General features: G+C 35.2%; 15 protein-coding genes. 12 read left to right on the top strand and 3 right to left on the bottom strand.

The window, feature by feature from the left end; all coding sequences use genetic code 11:
• Positions 1-3: 3 nt before the first annotated feature.
• Positions 4-396, top strand: coding sequence for an orotate phosphoribosyltransferase (locus P164_RS17455; protein ID WP_028377607.1), 393 nt, complete (start codon positions 4-6; stop codon positions 394-396).
• Here the strand turns inward: P164_RS17455 and P164_RS17450 are convergent.
• A complete protein-coding gene (locus tag P164_RS17450; RefSeq protein ID WP_028377606.1) occupies positions 393-1,121 on the bottom strand; it encodes a biotin--[acetyl-CoA-carboxylase] ligase in 729 nt (242 codons plus the stop codon). The genes P164_RS17455 and P164_RS17450 overlap by 4 nt on opposite strands.
• 84 nt (positions 1,122-1,205) lie before the next feature.
• On the opposite strand from P164_RS17450, the gene rsfS reads away from it, so the two are divergent.
• From rsfS to P164_RS17415, 7 genes are all read left to right on the top strand, one after another.
• Positions 1,206-1,577 (top strand): ribosome silencing factor, encoded by a 372-nt coding sequence (gene rsfS, locus P164_RS17445; RefSeq protein ID WP_028377605.1) that lies wholly within the window; start codon positions 1,206-1,208, stop codon positions 1,575-1,577.
• 9 nt (positions 1,578-1,586) lie between these two features.
• Positions 1,587-3,572: an ATP-dependent zinc metalloprotease FtsH gene (gene ftsH / locus P164_RS17440; protein ID WP_028377604.1), complete on the top strand. Its 1,986-nt coding sequence runs from the start codon at positions 1,587-1,589 to the stop codon at positions 3,570-3,572.
• Between the two features lie 104 nt (positions 3,573-3,676).
• Positions 3,677-4,291, top strand: coding sequence for an LUD domain-containing protein (locus P164_RS17435; protein ID WP_028377603.1), 615 nt, complete (start codon positions 3,677-3,679; stop codon positions 4,289-4,291).
• 1 nt (position 4,292) lies between these two features.
• Positions 4,293-5,096, top strand: a complete 804-nt coding sequence (locus P164_RS17430) for a phosphatidate cytidylyltransferase (RefSeq protein ID WP_028377602.1) — start codon at positions 4,293-4,295, stop codon at positions 5,094-5,096.
• Positions 5,086-5,739: a phosphatidylserine decarboxylase family protein gene (locus tag P164_RS17425; RefSeq protein WP_028377601.1), complete on the top strand. Its 654-nt coding sequence runs from the start codon at positions 5,086-5,088 to the stop codon at positions 5,737-5,739. The genes P164_RS17430 and P164_RS17425 overlap by 11 nt, the downstream gene beginning before the upstream one ends.
• A 6-nt stretch (positions 5,740-5,745) precedes the next feature.
• Complete coding sequence (locus P164_RS17420; protein WP_028377600.1) at positions 5,746-6,018, top strand: acyl-CoA-binding protein; 273 nt, start codon at positions 5,746-5,748, stop codon at positions 6,016-6,018.
• A gap of 29 nt (positions 6,019-6,047) precedes the next feature.
• On the top strand, positions 6,048-7,670 hold the full coding sequence (locus P164_RS17415; protein ID WP_028377599.1) for a S41 family peptidase: 1,623 nt from the start codon (positions 6,048-6,050) through the stop codon (positions 7,668-7,670).
• Positions 7,671-7,755: 85 nt separating this feature from the next.
• Here the strand turns inward: P164_RS17415 and P164_RS17410 are convergent, their stop codons facing one another.
• Complete coding sequence (locus P164_RS17410) at positions 7,756-10,389, bottom strand: valine--tRNA ligase (RefSeq protein ID WP_028377598.1); 2,634 nt, start codon at positions 10,387-10,389, stop codon at positions 7,756-7,758.
• Between the two features lie 206 nt (positions 10,390-10,595).
• On the opposite strand from P164_RS17410, the gene P164_RS17405 reads away from it, so the two are divergent.
• The 3 genes from P164_RS17405 to murB all read left to right on the top strand — a co-directional run bounded on the left by P164_RS17405 (position 10,596) and on the right by murB (position 13,430).
• Positions 10,596-10,994: a DUF1573 domain-containing protein gene (locus P164_RS17405; RefSeq protein ID WP_028377597.1), complete on the top strand. Its 399-nt coding sequence runs from the start codon at positions 10,596-10,598 to the stop codon at positions 10,992-10,994.
• Positions 10,995-11,223: 229 nt separating this feature from the next.
• Positions 11,224-12,414 (top strand): pyridoxal phosphate-dependent aminotransferase, encoded by a 1,191-nt coding sequence (locus P164_RS17400; RefSeq protein ID WP_028377596.1) that lies wholly within the window; start codon positions 11,224-11,226, stop codon positions 12,412-12,414.
• Positions 12,414-13,430 carry a UDP-N-acetylmuramate dehydrogenase gene (murB, locus tag P164_RS17395; RefSeq protein ID WP_028377595.1) on the top strand — a complete coding sequence of 339 codons (1,017 nt, stop codon included), beginning with the start codon at positions 12,414-12,416 and terminating at the stop codon, positions 13,428-13,430. Before P164_RS17400 ends, murB begins: the two co-directional genes overlap by 1 nt.
• A 74-nt stretch (positions 13,431-13,504) precedes the next feature.
• Here murB and P164_RS17390 read toward each other — a convergent pair whose 3' ends face one another.
• Positions 13,505-14,152 carry a fasciclin domain-containing protein gene (locus P164_RS17390; protein ID WP_028377594.1) on the bottom strand — a complete coding sequence of 216 codons (648 nt, stop codon included), beginning with the start codon at positions 14,150-14,152 and terminating at the stop codon, positions 13,505-13,507.
• Positions 14,153-14,336: 184 nt separating this feature from the next.
• On the opposite strand from P164_RS17390, the gene P164_RS17385 reads away from it, so the two are divergent.
• Positions 14,337-14,537 carry a hypothetical protein gene (locus tag P164_RS17385; RefSeq protein ID WP_028377593.1) on the top strand — a complete coding sequence of 67 codons (201 nt, stop codon included), beginning with the start codon at positions 14,337-14,339 and terminating at the stop codon, positions 14,535-14,537.

Raw genomic sequence — 14,537 nt, 5'->3', positions numbered from 1 at the left:
ACTATGTTTATAGAAAGCCCTAAAAAAACAATTGACAAAAGCCCTGAAGAAATATTTGCTTTTTTAAATGATGTCAACAATTATAAACAATTGATGCCAGATAGCATTAGTAAATTTGAAATCCTAAGTGATAAACGCTTCTTATTTGCTTTGAAAGGAATGCCTGATATTGTTTTAGAATTAAAAAACAGTGTCCCTTTTAATAAGGTAGTATTGGGTGCTGCGAGTGAAAAACTTCCATTTACCCTAACTGCAAACATTAAAGAACTAACAGATCAAAGTAGTGAAGCTTATTTTGAATTTGAAGGAGAGTTTAACGCGATGATGTCTATGATGATTAAAGCTCCTATCACAAAATTTATTCAAACACTTACAGACAACTTACAGAACATTTAATAAAGTAACTTAAGTTCTTTAAGATCAAATTCTTTTAAAAGCTCATCTTCTACCTGGAGGATGAGCTTTCCTGTTTTAGATACTTCTTTAATGATGCCGGTAAAAAGTTCACCGTTGGGTAATTCAAAGGTTGAAGCTTTATCTTTTCTAAAGAGTTTAGACTCGTATTCTGCCTTAAGTAATGTTAAGTCACCATTTGTAATTAAATCAACGTAATGATAAAATTTTGAGATTAACATTTTCATAATTTCCTCAGGCTCGTGATATTTTCCTGTCTCTAGAAGTATTGAAGTCGCTCTGGGTGCGCGTGTAAAAATCTTTTGATTAACATTAATTCCTATGCCAATAATCACAGCATAAAGACCATTGCGAATAACACTTTCAATGAGCACTCCGCAAATTTTAGATCTGCCTGCCAATATGTCGTTAGGCCATTTTACAGAAAGTTGATTAATTCCCAATTGTTGAAGTGCTTCATAAATAGCTAAAGATGTTGCCATCGTAATATAAAATTGTCTATCTACGGGCAGCCCTTCAACCCTTTTAAACACACTAAATGTGAGGTTTTTATCTTTCTCAGATTCCCAGTATGCACCACGCTGTCCCTTACCTGCACTTTGCTCAGTGGCCCACACGATCGTGTCATCCTCAATGTCAAGCTTTCTCGTATATGCCCGCAAGTAGGTATTAGTTGAGGTTGTGGCATTAAGTTTGACTATCTTCATGAAATAAATGAATAGCTTAAATGTTATTACAAAAAACACTATCAGACAAATTTGTAATAACTTTGTCAGACTAAAAAAGATTTAATGGCCAAAAAAGAAGTAAGTACAGATCTACTAATAACAACTATTCTAGAAGGGATTGAAGAGGTAAAAGGTCAAGATATTGATATATTAGACCTTAGGGAAATAGAAAACATGGTTTGCGACTACTTTATCATTTGTAATGGTACGTCAAACACTCAGGTTTCTGCCATTGTAAATTCAATTCAAAAAACGGTAAGCAAAAAAATTAAAGATAAACCTTGGCACGTAGAAGGATTGCAAAATTCTGAATGGGTGCTTATGGATTATGTAAATGTTGTTGTACACGTTTTTCAGAAACACATCAGAGAATATTATGACATTGAAAGCCTTTGGGGAGATGCTAAAGTAACATCAATCGAAACAAATTATTAAAACACATAGATGGCAGATAAATCAAAAAAGCCGGCTCCTAATAAACCTAAGTTTAGTGCCTGGTGGATATATACCGCAATAATTCTAGTTTTCTTAGCATTAAATTTTTTTAGCAGTAGTTCTGACTACGGTAATCCTAAAGAGATACTTGAGAATCAATTAATGACCTTCGCTAAAGATGGAGATGTTAAGCGTATAGATATTAATAAATCTAAGCAAATCGCATACATCTACCTTACCGAAGAGGCTGCTAAGAAAGAAATTCACGCTAAACCAACAGATAACGGAATGTCGTTATTGAGTTCTGATTCTGGCGCTAATTATGAATATAGATATGCTACCCTAGAAGATTTAACAGATCAACTTTCAAAGATCGAAGAAAATCAGGGAATCTATATTTCTCGAAAGGTACTCCCTCCAGATAGCAATATAATGGGTGATATATTAATCACACTTTTACCTATAGCAATTATTATAGGAATCTGGATATTCATCATGAAGAGAATGTCATCTGGTGGTGCAGGTGGTGCAGGTGGTCAGATATTTAATATTGGGAAATCTAAAGCAAAGCTCTTTGACGAGAAAATAGATGTTAAAACAACCTTTAAGGACGTTGCAGGTCTTGAAGGTGCAAAAGAAGAAGTACAGGAGATTGTAGATTTCTTAAAGCACCCAGATAAGTATACTAACTTAGGAGGTAAAATTCCTAAAGGAGCATTGCTTGTAGGACCTCCGGGAACAGGTAAAACTTTATTAGCTAAAGCTGTTGCCGGCGAAGCTAAAGTTCCATTTTTCTCGTTATCGGGTTCAGACTTTGTTGAAATGTTTGTAGGTGTAGGTGCTTCTCGTGTTAGAGATTTATTTAAACAGGCTAAAGAAAAATCTCCTGCTATAATCTTTATTGATGAAATTGACGCAATAGGTAGAGCGCGAGGAAAAGCAAATTTTAGCGGTTCTAATGATGAACGTGAGAATACACTTAACCAACTTCTAACCGAAATGGACGGTTTTGGCACAAATACAAATGTTATTGTACTTGCTGCAACAAACCGTGCAGATGTTTTGGATACGGCTCTTATGCGTGCAGGTCGTTTTGACCGTCAGATTTATGTAGATCTTCCCGATGTACGTGAACGTGAAGAAATTTTTGAAGTGCATTTAAGACCACTTAAAAAAGTTGCAGATGAACTTGATACAAAATTTATGGCGAAGCAAACTCCAGGTTTCTCGGGAGCTGATATTGCCAATGTTTGTAATGAAGCAGCTCTAATTGCTGCACGTCAGGGAAAAACTGCAGTAGGCCGTCAAGACTTTTTAGATGCTGTAGATCGTATCGTAGGCGGACTAGAGAAGAAAAATAAGATTATTACTCCAGACGAGAAAAAAGCAATTGCTTTTCACGAAGCTGGTCACGCAACGGTAAGCTGGATGCTTGAACACGCAGCACCTTTAGTTAAAGTAACTATAGTACCTCGAGGTCGCTCTTTAGGAGCTGCCTGGTATCTACCAGAAGAGCGTTTAATCGTACGCCCTGAGCAAATGCTTGATGAGATGTGTGCCGCTATGGGTGGTCGCGCCGCTGAGAAAGTTACTTTCGATAAAATTTCTACAGGAGCATTAAGTGATCTTGAAAAAGTAACAAAACAAGCCCGTATGATGGTTACTACCTATGGTTTAAATGATGCCATTGGTAACTTAACTTATTACGATTCTTCAGGTCAAAATGAATATAACTTCAGTAAGCCTTATAGTGAAAAAACAGCTGAATTAATTGATAAAGAAATTTCAAAAATTATTGAAGAGCAATATCAAAGAGCTATAACGATTCTTGAAGAAAACAAAGACAAACTAAATGAGCTTGCTGCCGTACTACTAGATAAGGAGGTGATCTTCAAAGATAATTTAGAAAAAATATTTGGAAAGCGCCCTTATGATAAACCAGAAGGTACTGAGCAACAGATACAGGAAAATACACTTCCTGTAAGCGAGAATTAAACTACTCTGGCGCCAAGAATTTTAAATCTTAACTTAACGCTTTGTTGAGTTAAGATTTTTTATATTTGATAAACACCTTATAACATAAGCATACACACTCATTTATGAGTATTTTCGATAAAATTTTTAAACCGAAAAATTCAGAAGAATCTGATAAGCCTGGAACCTCAAAATCTGAGCGCGGTAAATACATGCCAGATGTTAGCGCTCCTGCTGATGAGCGTTTTACAAAACATTTCATATTAAATGGCGGTAAATTTTTATACTGTGTAGATATGGAAGAAGTGCATGAAAGTTTTGACAATATCTTACTAGAAAACGACTGGTATGAGCAAGATGTATATTGCCTTGATGAAAAGTTAGAAAGTCTCTTCACTAACTACAATTTGAAGTACGGCACCGAAACCGAGTCAAAATTTATGCTTTCTACCTGTGAAAATTTAATTGCAGATGATGGTAGTTTACTTATCTCCTCCAACCAAATTAAGGAGAAAAAGCTAAAAGAGCTCCCTCAAAATTTTGTGATTTTTGCAACAACCAGCCAGATTGTAAATAGTATTGGTGAAGGTCTTAGAGGTATTAAAAAGAAAAATACCGGTTATATACCTACCAATATTACAACCATAAAAAACTTTGAACCTAAAGAGGGTCCTAAAGATTTTATGTCTTACGGTAGCAGTGCAAAAAATCTGTATTTATTGCTACTAGAAGATTTATAGTATGCGCGAACTTACTGTAAGAGCACTTTCCGGCCTTTTGTATGTCATTATACTGCTATTTTCAATTCTCTACTCTGAAAAATGGTATATACTTTTATTCTTACTATTTGGTATTATAACCTTACGGGAGTTTCTTAGATTAATAGGTTTTCAGTTTTGGTACACCTACCTCATTCTAATAGCATTTATACTTTTTTTTAGTTACTACAAGGTATCAAAGATCACCACCTTAATTCTATTGGGATTTACGGTAGCTACCGGTCTTTACTTAATGAAAAACTTATTTAGTGAAAAGATTAGAAAGTATGGAAAGCTTCAGAAATTACATATCACTATTTTTTACATCATTTCAAGTTTTGTATTTCTAACCCTGCTTCCTTCTCACGGAGACGAATTTTCTCCATATACCGTTGCCGGTCTTTTTATTTTAATATGGACAAATGACACTTTTGCTTATATCGTAGGTAAGAGTTTTGGAAGACATAAACTGTTTCCAAGTATATCTCCTAAGAAAACCATCGAAGGCTTTTTTGGAGGCCTTGTTTTCGCTTGTATTGCCAGTTATTTTATTCATAAATTTACCGGAAGCCTTAATTTTAATATTTGGCTTTCGCTAGCTGTGGTTATGAGCACTTTAGGAACTTTTGGAGATCTAATAGAATCTAAATTAAAACGCGAAGCCGGAGTTAAAGATAGCGGCACGTTAATGCCCGGACACGGTGGTCTGTACGACCGCTTAGACAGTATATTATTTGCGAGTCCTTTTATTTATCTGGTTTTAATTGTTTTTGAATATGTTTCATAAAGAAGGTTACACAATTATTATAATTACGATTGTAATCGTAGCAATAGGTTTTATAAGTACGCAAACCTGGGTTTCTCCTGTTTGGCTTCAATACGTTTGCTACGCAACTTTAGTAGTATTTTTACTTTTAATTCTACAGTTTTTTAGAAATCCGGGTAGAATTGCCGATGTTAGTACAGAAGATGTTGTTTCTCCTGTAGATGGTAAAGTTGTAGTAATTGAAGAAGTTTTTGAAAAGGAATATTTTAAAGAAAAACGTCTTCAGGTTTCCGTATTTATGTCTCCTCTAAATGTTCACGTTACGCGATATCCCGTTAGCGGAAAAGTTGTTTATAGCAAATACCATCCCGGTAAATATCTTGTTGCCTGGCATCCTAAGGCTTCTGAAGAAAATGAACGCACAACTGTTGTAGTTCGCTCAACAAGTTTTGGCGATGTACTTTACAGACAAATTGCCGGTGCTCTGGCAAAGCGTATTGTAAATTATGCTAAAGAAGGTGATGATGCTATAAAAGGCGAAGACAGTGGCTTTATAAAATTTGGCTCACGTGTAGATATTTACCTACCCATAGGAACACCTTTGGCTGTAAAATTAAACCAGAAGGTTAAGGGTTCACAAAGTATAATAGCAACTCTTAAGTAAATCGTTTTGAGTAAAGAAAAATTGGATGAAGATTTTCAGAATGCTGCTGAAAGAGCCAGTAATACAAAGACTGCACTACCACCAGATATTCAGTTATTACTTTACGCCTATTATAAAAAAGGCAATCATAAAAGCAAACTTATTCCTGTAGAAAATTTAAAGGAAAATGATCTTAGAAGTGCCTTTAAATACAATGCTTTAATTCAAATTAAAGGACTCTCTGCTACTGAAGCCAAAAAGGAATACATTAAGCTTGTGGCTAAATATATTGTAGATTAATTTGTTTTGTTTTTTTCGCTGATACTTTTATGAAAAAAACAATCTCACTTTTATTTCTATTACTATTTATTTCTAATTTCTTGAATGCTCAAGAAAATATTTCAGAAACTGAAAAATTAGCATCATTTGCAAAAATCTACGGATTTCTCAAATATTATCATCCCGAGGTAAGTAGTGGTAAATACAATTGGGATCAAGAGTTTATAAAGCAACTCCCTATAGTTTTAAAAGCTACAGATAAGGAATCACTATCTCAAGTTTATCTAGATTGGATTGAGAGCCTGGGAGTTATTGAAAGATGCAAACAATGTGATTCTAAAGGAATTTATTTAGACGAGAATTTTGATTTATCGTGGATCAATGATACTATAAACTTTAATAAATCACTCTCTCTAAAACTTGAATACATAGAAAAAAACAGAATTCAAGGAGATCACTTTTATGTAGAAAAACAACCTGTTGGTAATATCAAAGTTACTAATGAGCCAGAATATAAAAATTTTGATTATCCTAGTGAAGAATATCGCCTGTTGGGGTTATTTAAATACTGGAATATAATTGAATACTTCTATCCTTATAAATACTTAACAGATCAAAACTGGGATTCCGTTTTGAAAGAAATGATCCCTAAAATAAGAAATACCCCTAATAAAAAAGAGTATCACTTAACACTTGAAGAACTTATTGCAAAATTAGATGACACCCATGCTTCTATAACATTCTCTGAAGAAAAGTTAAAATTCCTGCCAATCAAAATTTCACAAGTAGATAATAAAGCTGTTGTTTCGGGTTTTTACAATGATTCTCTAGCCAAATTGAGCGGCTTACATTTAGGAGATATCATTTTAAAAATAAATGAATTAGAGGTAGAAAAAGAAACAGATAAATACCTAAAATATGTTGCCGGCTCCAATTCTAATATTAAAATCAAACTTACTTATGTTAAACTGTTTAAGGGATTAGAGGATTCAATTAGTTTGACAATCAACAGAAATGATACTATTAAAACCATAAGAGCAAAGAGATACGATTTTAATGATTTCAACTACAGAAACAATCCAAAGACGATTAAATCAAAATCTATAAGCGATGCGATAGGTTATATTAATATGGCTAATGTTAAAGAAAGAGACATTAAAGATATTTTTAAATCATTTAAAAACAAGAAAGCACTAATAATTGATTTAAGAAACTACCCCTCGTTTATTTATTACAAATTTTCTGAATACTTAAATCAAGAAAAGAAAAATTTCGCCACATATTATTGTCCTGAAATAAACTACCCTTCGAGATATACCAGTACTTACTTAAGAACAAATGCCAGTAAAAATGCGTTTACTGGTAAAATTATAATATTGGTAAATGAAGAATCATTTAGTCTATCAGAATTTACGGCTATGGCCTTTCAAACGGCAGACAACGTAATTACAGTTGGTAATCAAACAGCCGGTGCAGACGGGGATGTTGTTAAATTTGAATATCTTGGTGGATTTAAAACTACAATGTCTGGCAATGGAGTTATTTACCCGGATGGCACAGAAAGTCAAAGAAATGGTGTCAAAATAGATGTGGTAGTCAAACAAACCCTTAACGGATTAAAACACGGCCGTGATGAAATTTTAGAGAAAGCTATTGAGATTGCCAATGAATAAATAGTGTAATAAAAAAAAAGGAATACATTAAGCTCGTGGCTAAATATATTCCTGATTAATTAGTTATTTATTCTAAGATTTAATTTTATTTCAAAGCTGCAAGTCTCTTTTCTAAGGCATCGATTTTAGACTGTGCATCTGCTTGTTTTTGACGCTCAATTGCTACCACCTGCTCTGGTGCACCACTTACAAAACGCTCATTTGATAACTTTTTAGTTACCGAATTTATAAACCCTCGGGTATAGTTTAATTCTTCCTCAATTTTAGCGAGTTCTGCTTCAATATCTATAGCTCCCGTTAGTGGAATATAATATTCATTTGCCTTTACTCTAAAAGACAGAGCACCGTCTTTACTAACCGTTGTAGCTTCAATAGTTGAAAGGTTACATAACTTTTTAATAATACCATTAAAACGATCTGTAAAGCCTTCCGTATTCATTACATAAAGTTCTAATTCTTCTTTAAACGATATATTTTTCTCTTTACGTATCGCACGAACTCCTGTAATTACTTGAGTCGCCAGCTCAAAATCATTTAACAACTCCTTATCTCCGGCTTCAACTTCTGGCCATAAATTTATAATTAATGCTTCGTCTGGCGTACGAGCTGTTATATTCTGCCATATTTCTTCAGAAGCAAAAGGAATAAACGGATGTAAAATGCGCAGATTGTTTTCTAGAGCATCAATCACCATATCATAAGTTTTCTTATCAATAGGCTTACCATATTCAGGTTTTACAATTTCTAACAACCAACTGCAGAAATCATCCCAGACTAATTTATAAGTAGCCATTAATGCATCACTTATACGGTATTTGCTAAAATGATCTTCAATCTCAACACCAGCATCTTTAAAACGCTCTGCGTACCAGTTTAATCCTTTCAGACTAGCCTCAGGTTGTTCTATAGTTACATCAACTTCCCAACCTTTTATAAGTCTAAAAGCATTCCATATTTTATTAATGAAGCCTTTACCTTGCTGGCATAAATCTTCATCAAAAAGCAAATCGTTACCCGCAGAAGCACTCAATAATAGCCCTACCCGCACACCATCTGCACCATACTTATCAATAAGCATCATCGCATCTGGTGAATTACCTAATGATTTAGACATCTTACGGCGCTCTGCATCACGTACGAGACCTGTTAAATACACATTTGTAAATGGTTTCTCACCCGTATACTCATACCCTGCCATTATCATACGCGCCACCCAGAAAAATAAAATATCTGGACCGGTAACTAGATCATTTGTAGGATAGTAATATTTAAATTCTTCATTATCAGGATTTGCCACACCGTCAAAAACACTCATTGGCCATAACCAGGAAGAGAACCATGTATCTAAAGCATCTTCATCCTGTTTTAGATCTGCAAGTGTTAACGTATCATTTCCGGTTTTCGCTTTCGCGGAAACTAAAGCTTCTTCAATATTCTTGGCTACTACAAAATCTTCTCTACCGTTACCATAGTAAAACGCCGGTATTTGCTGACCCCACCACAACTGTCTAGAGATATTCCAATCTCTTATATTTTCCATCCAGTGACGGTAGGTATTGTCAAATTTCTTCGGAAAAAGATTTATCTCTTCGGTCTCTAACACTGCTTTAATTGCAGGTTCTGCCAGGTCTTTCATCTTCAAAAACCATTGATCTGAAAGCTTAGGCTCAATTACCGCTTTTGTGCGTTCTGAAGTACCTACTTTGTTTATGTGACTTTCGGTCTTAACCAGAGCACCCAGATCTTTAAGTTCTTTTACAATCTCTTCACGAACTACAAAACGATCTTTTCCTTCATAATGCATTCCGAAGGAATTTAAAGACGCATCATCATGAAAAATATCAATAACATCCAGGTTGTGTTTATCCCCCAGCATTTTATCATTCTCATCATGTGCAGGGGTTACTTTTAAGCAACCGGTACCAAATTCTAGATCAACATATTCATCTTCAATTATAGGTATAACTCTATTTGCTATAGGTACAATTGCTTTTTTACCGCGTAAATGTGCAAAGCGCTCATCGTTGGGGTTTATACAAATTGCAGTATCTCCAAAAATAGTTTCAGGTCGTGTTGTGGCTATGGTTAAAACCTCATCACTATCCTCTAGTTTATAATTTAAATAATATAAAAACCCCTGACGTTCTTCATGAATAACCTCCTCGTCAGACAAGGTTGTTTTTGCCTCAGGATCCCAATTCACCATACGATGCCCTCGGTAAATTAGCCCTTTATTGTAAAGATCTATAAAACTTTGCACCACACTTGCAGACATCGTGTCATCCATCGTAAAACGTGTACGCTCCCAATCGCAAGATGCACCTAGGCGTTTAAGCTGCTCTAATATTGTTCCTCCGTATTTGTCTGTCCATTCCCAGGCATGTTTTAAGAACTCTTCTCTGGTAAGGTCACTTTTATTTATACCTTCTGCCTTAAGTTTTGCTACAACTTTAGCTTCAGTGGCTATAGAGGCGTGATCTGTACCCGGCACCCAACACGCATTAAAGCCTTTAAGTCTTGCTCTGCGTATTAAAACGTCTTGAATGGTATTATTTAGCATATGCCCCATATGCAATATTCCCGTTACATTAGGCGGTGGTATCACTATGGTATAGGGTTCTTTCTCATTAGGCTCTGAGTGAAAATAATTATTTTTCATCCAGTAGTCGTACCACTTTTGTTCAACGTCTTTTGAACTATATTTTGAAGCTAATGCCATTCTTGGTCTAATTTTTGTCTTAAGAAGCAAAAGTACTTATTATAGTAAGTATTTTAAAAGAACCGAGGAATTAAATAAATCTAATTAAATTACTGCAAAGAGTACTTTTCACACCGGCCCACAGGGGTTGTCTCTTAAAAAAAAGCTACTTTTTTGTATAAACTCTTTAATAAGTTTATTTTTATACTTCATTAACACTTAGAATTATGAGAAAATTAGTTTTAATACTTGCCGTAGGCCTTATGACTATGGGACTTCAGGCACAAGAAGAAGCTAAAGAAAAGAAAGCTGAAATTGCTTTTGAATCAGATGTTATTGATTACGGCGATGTTGCACATGGCGCAGACGGCACTCGTGAATTTAAATTCACAAACACCGGTAATGCTCCACTTGTAATCTCTAAAGCATACTCGACTTGCGGCTGCACAGTACCAAGCCCACCAACAGATCCTATCGCTCCCGGTGAAAGCAATGTAATTAAAGTAAAATACGATACAAATCGTGCTCCAGGACCTATACGTAAAACAATAACTGTTTATACAAATGCATCTGCTGAGCCTTATACTTTAAAGATTAAAGGAAATCTTTTACCAGCTGCAAACTAAACTGGTGAATCTCTAAATTAAAAAGCGGTCAAAATGACCGCTTTTTTTTATGCATTAAAGTGATCTAAACTTATTGTCAAGTAGTTAAAGTAGTTTATCTCATATAAATTTTCTTGTTGAGCAACTACAACAAGCTAGCTTTTCACTAGAAAGGTGTGTGATTATAAACGTACTCAAATTACTTTCTCATTAATAATTTGCAAATTTGCAGTTCTAAAAAAAAGATTTTATGCCGAAGATTTCACACAAGGGGCTATCTATGCCTGAATCACCTATACGTAAACTCGTACCTTTTGCAGAAGCTGCAGAAGCGAGAGGAGTAACTATACACCAATTAAACATAGGTCAACCCGATATTAAAACCCCTCAAGCCGCTCTTAATGCTGTAAAAGAGGCAGACATTGAAGTTTTATCATACAGTCATTCTGCAGGTTTTTTAAGTTATCGCGAAAAACTAGCAGCCTATTATGGTAAGCAAGGCATAGATGTTACTGCATCAGATATTATTATATCTACCGGCGGCTCTGAAGCTCTTATGTTTGCAATGGGAAGTGTTACAGATCCCGGTGATGAGATCATCATTCCCGAACCTTTTTATGCTAATTATAATGGTTTTGCAACTGCCTCAGGCGTTACCGTAAAGCCCGTAATTTCTTCTTTTGAAAGCGGTTTTGCATTGCCTCCTATTTCAGAATTTGAAAAACAAATCACAGCTAAGACTAAGGCTATTGTTATTTGTAACCCAGGCAACCCTACCGGTTATTTATACAGTCAGGATGAATTAGACCAACTCTCTGAATTAGTTAAAAAACACGACTTGTTTTTAATTGCAGATGAGGTATATAGAGAGTTTGCTTATGATGGCTTAAAACACCACTCGGTTTTGAATCAACGCACTATTGATGAGCATACAATAATGATCGATTCTGTTTCTAAGCGTTTCTCAATGTGCGGTGCGCGAATAGGATGCATCGTGAGTCGCAATAAAACATTGATGGCAACTGCTATGAAGTTTGCTCAGGCACGCTTAAGCCCTCCTACACTTGCCCAGATTGCAAGTGAAGCTGCATTAGACACACCACAATCTTATTTTGATGAAGTGATATCAGAATACGTTGATCGTAGAAATACATTAGTATCCGGTTTAGAAGCAATTCCCGGTGTACGTGTTGCAAACCCTAAGGGTGCATTTTATTGTATCGCAGAATTACCTGTTAAAAACTCAGACGACTTTGCACGCTGGCTTTTAGAATCGTTTGAGCATAATAACAAAACGATAATGGTTGCTCCTGCTGCAGGTTTTTACTCTACCGAAGGTGAAGGACTCAATCAAGTGCGTATTGCTTATGTTCTTAAAAAAGAAGATTTAATTGAAGCTGTTGCTTTGCTAAAAGAAGCGCTAAAACAGTACCAGAATTAATGAAAATTACGCCAAACGTTTCTCTTAAAAATTACAATACATTTGGTATAGATGCTATAGCCAATTCTTTTGTTTCAGTAACTACAATTGCCGAATTAAAAGAAGCCTTAAGCACAAAGGCTGTTGATCGTAAATTTATCCTGGGTGGCGGGAGTAATATGCTGCTTAAGAATGATGTTTCGGCATTGGTGATTCAAATAGGATTAAAAGGAATTGCTACAATAAAAGAAAATGAGGAGCACATTTGGCTCGAAGTTGCTGCCGGTGAGAATTGGCACGACTTTGTGATGTATTGCGTTAATCATAATTATGGAGGAGTAGAAAACCTCGCACTAATTCCAGGAAATACCGGCACCTCTCCTGTTCAGAATATTGGGGCTTATGGTGTAGAATTAAAAGATGTTTTTGATTCCTGTACGGCATTAAATCGCAGTACACTAGAATCTAAAACGTTTACACATTCTGAGTGCAAATTTGGTTACAGAGAATCTATTTTTAAAAGTGAGGCTAAAGACATTTTTGTAATCACATCGGTGGTCTTTAAACTTACTAAAACAAACCATTTGCTGCATACCGAGTATGGAGCTATACAAGAGATTCTTGAGAAGCAAAACATTACAGAGCCCGGCATTAAAGATATTGCCGAAGCTGTAATTAATATACGTTCTTCAAAATTACCAGACCCTAACGTTTTAGGTAATAGCGGAAGTTTTTTTAAAAACCCTGTGATTGATATCGCTGAATTTAAAGCAATACAACGTATTTATCCCGAAATGCCATTTTACCCAGTATCTGAGTCTTTAATAAAAGTACCCGCCGGCTGGCTTATAGAAAAAGCCGGATTTAAAGGAAAACGTTACGGGGATGCCGGTGTACACACAAAACAAGCATTGGTACTTGTAAATTATGGGGAAGCGAGTGGTGATGATATCTGGAGTTTAGCCCTAAAAATTCAGAAAGAAGTTCGGGATCTTTTCAATATCGTTATAGAGCCTGAGGTAAATATTATAGAATAACCATAGCGCTTGTAAAAATAAAAAGCCCGCTCAGCAAATGCTGAGCGGGCTTTTCTATATATTAAAATCTAAAATTATTTAGACATCAATACTTTACTAACCTCATGTATAACCCCGTTAGAAGCATCAATATTTCCTAAAACAATTTGAGCTTTTTTACCCTTACCGTCTTTAATTACAATCTGATCACCATCACGCATAATAGTAAGTTTATCTCCTTTTACAGTGGTAAGCTCTGCTTTACCGTTACCAGCATCAATAGCTTTACCTAAATCTTCAGATCTCATTTTACCTGCAACTACGTGGTATTGTAAAACACCTATAAGCATTTCTTTATTTTCAGGTTTTACTAGGTCTTCTAAAGTTCCTTTTTTCAATTCAGAAAATGCGTAATCTGTTGGCGCAAAAACCGTGTAATCACCTTCAGCTAATAACATATCAGCAAGACCAGCAGCTTTAAGGGCTATTACTAACGTATCAAGATCTCTTGATGCCATAGCTTTACCCGCAATACTGTTAGTTCTGGCTTCTTCCTTCATTTTCTCTTCATTAGCTTGAGCTTCTTTCATCTCAGCTTCTTTTGCATCACTTTCGGCTTTGGCCATTTCTGCCTCCTGCTCTTCAAGCTTAATTTGATCTTTTTTCTTACCGTCTTCACAAGAGCTAAATGCTATTACAAAGCCCATAAGTAACATAAATACAAGGGATTTATTAAATTTCATAATTTTATTTTTAATGGTTTGTGAAGATCAAATGTATCAATAATTAACATTCAAATTTTGCGCAGCCTACTAATCTTTAGTTAAATAAAGCAATTTAATGTTAGATATTTTAACTAAATAGAGAATGGTAAATACTTTGGGGCTCTCTCTTCAAGGTCGTATCTTTGCAGTTCAAATTTAAGCTATGAAATTACTTCTGATAACTCTTGTACTTTTAGGACTTGCCTTTGCAGGTATTGCTATTAAGATTTGGGCAAAAAAAGATGGTAAATTTGCAGGAACCTGTGCAAGCCAGAATCCATTTTTAAATAAAAGTGGTGAAGCCTGTGGTATGTGTGGTAAAATGCCTGAAGAAATGGGCGATTGCGCACCGAAGTCTTCTTAA

It is taken from the genome of Leeuwenhoekiella sp. MAR_2009_132, from assembly GCF_000687915.1.
Lineage (GTDB): Bacteria > Bacteroidota > Bacteroidia > Flavobacteriales > Flavobacteriaceae > Leeuwenhoekiella.
The sequence above is the reverse complement of the archived record's forward strand: the minus strand, read 5'-3'. Positions and strand labels throughout refer to the sequence as shown.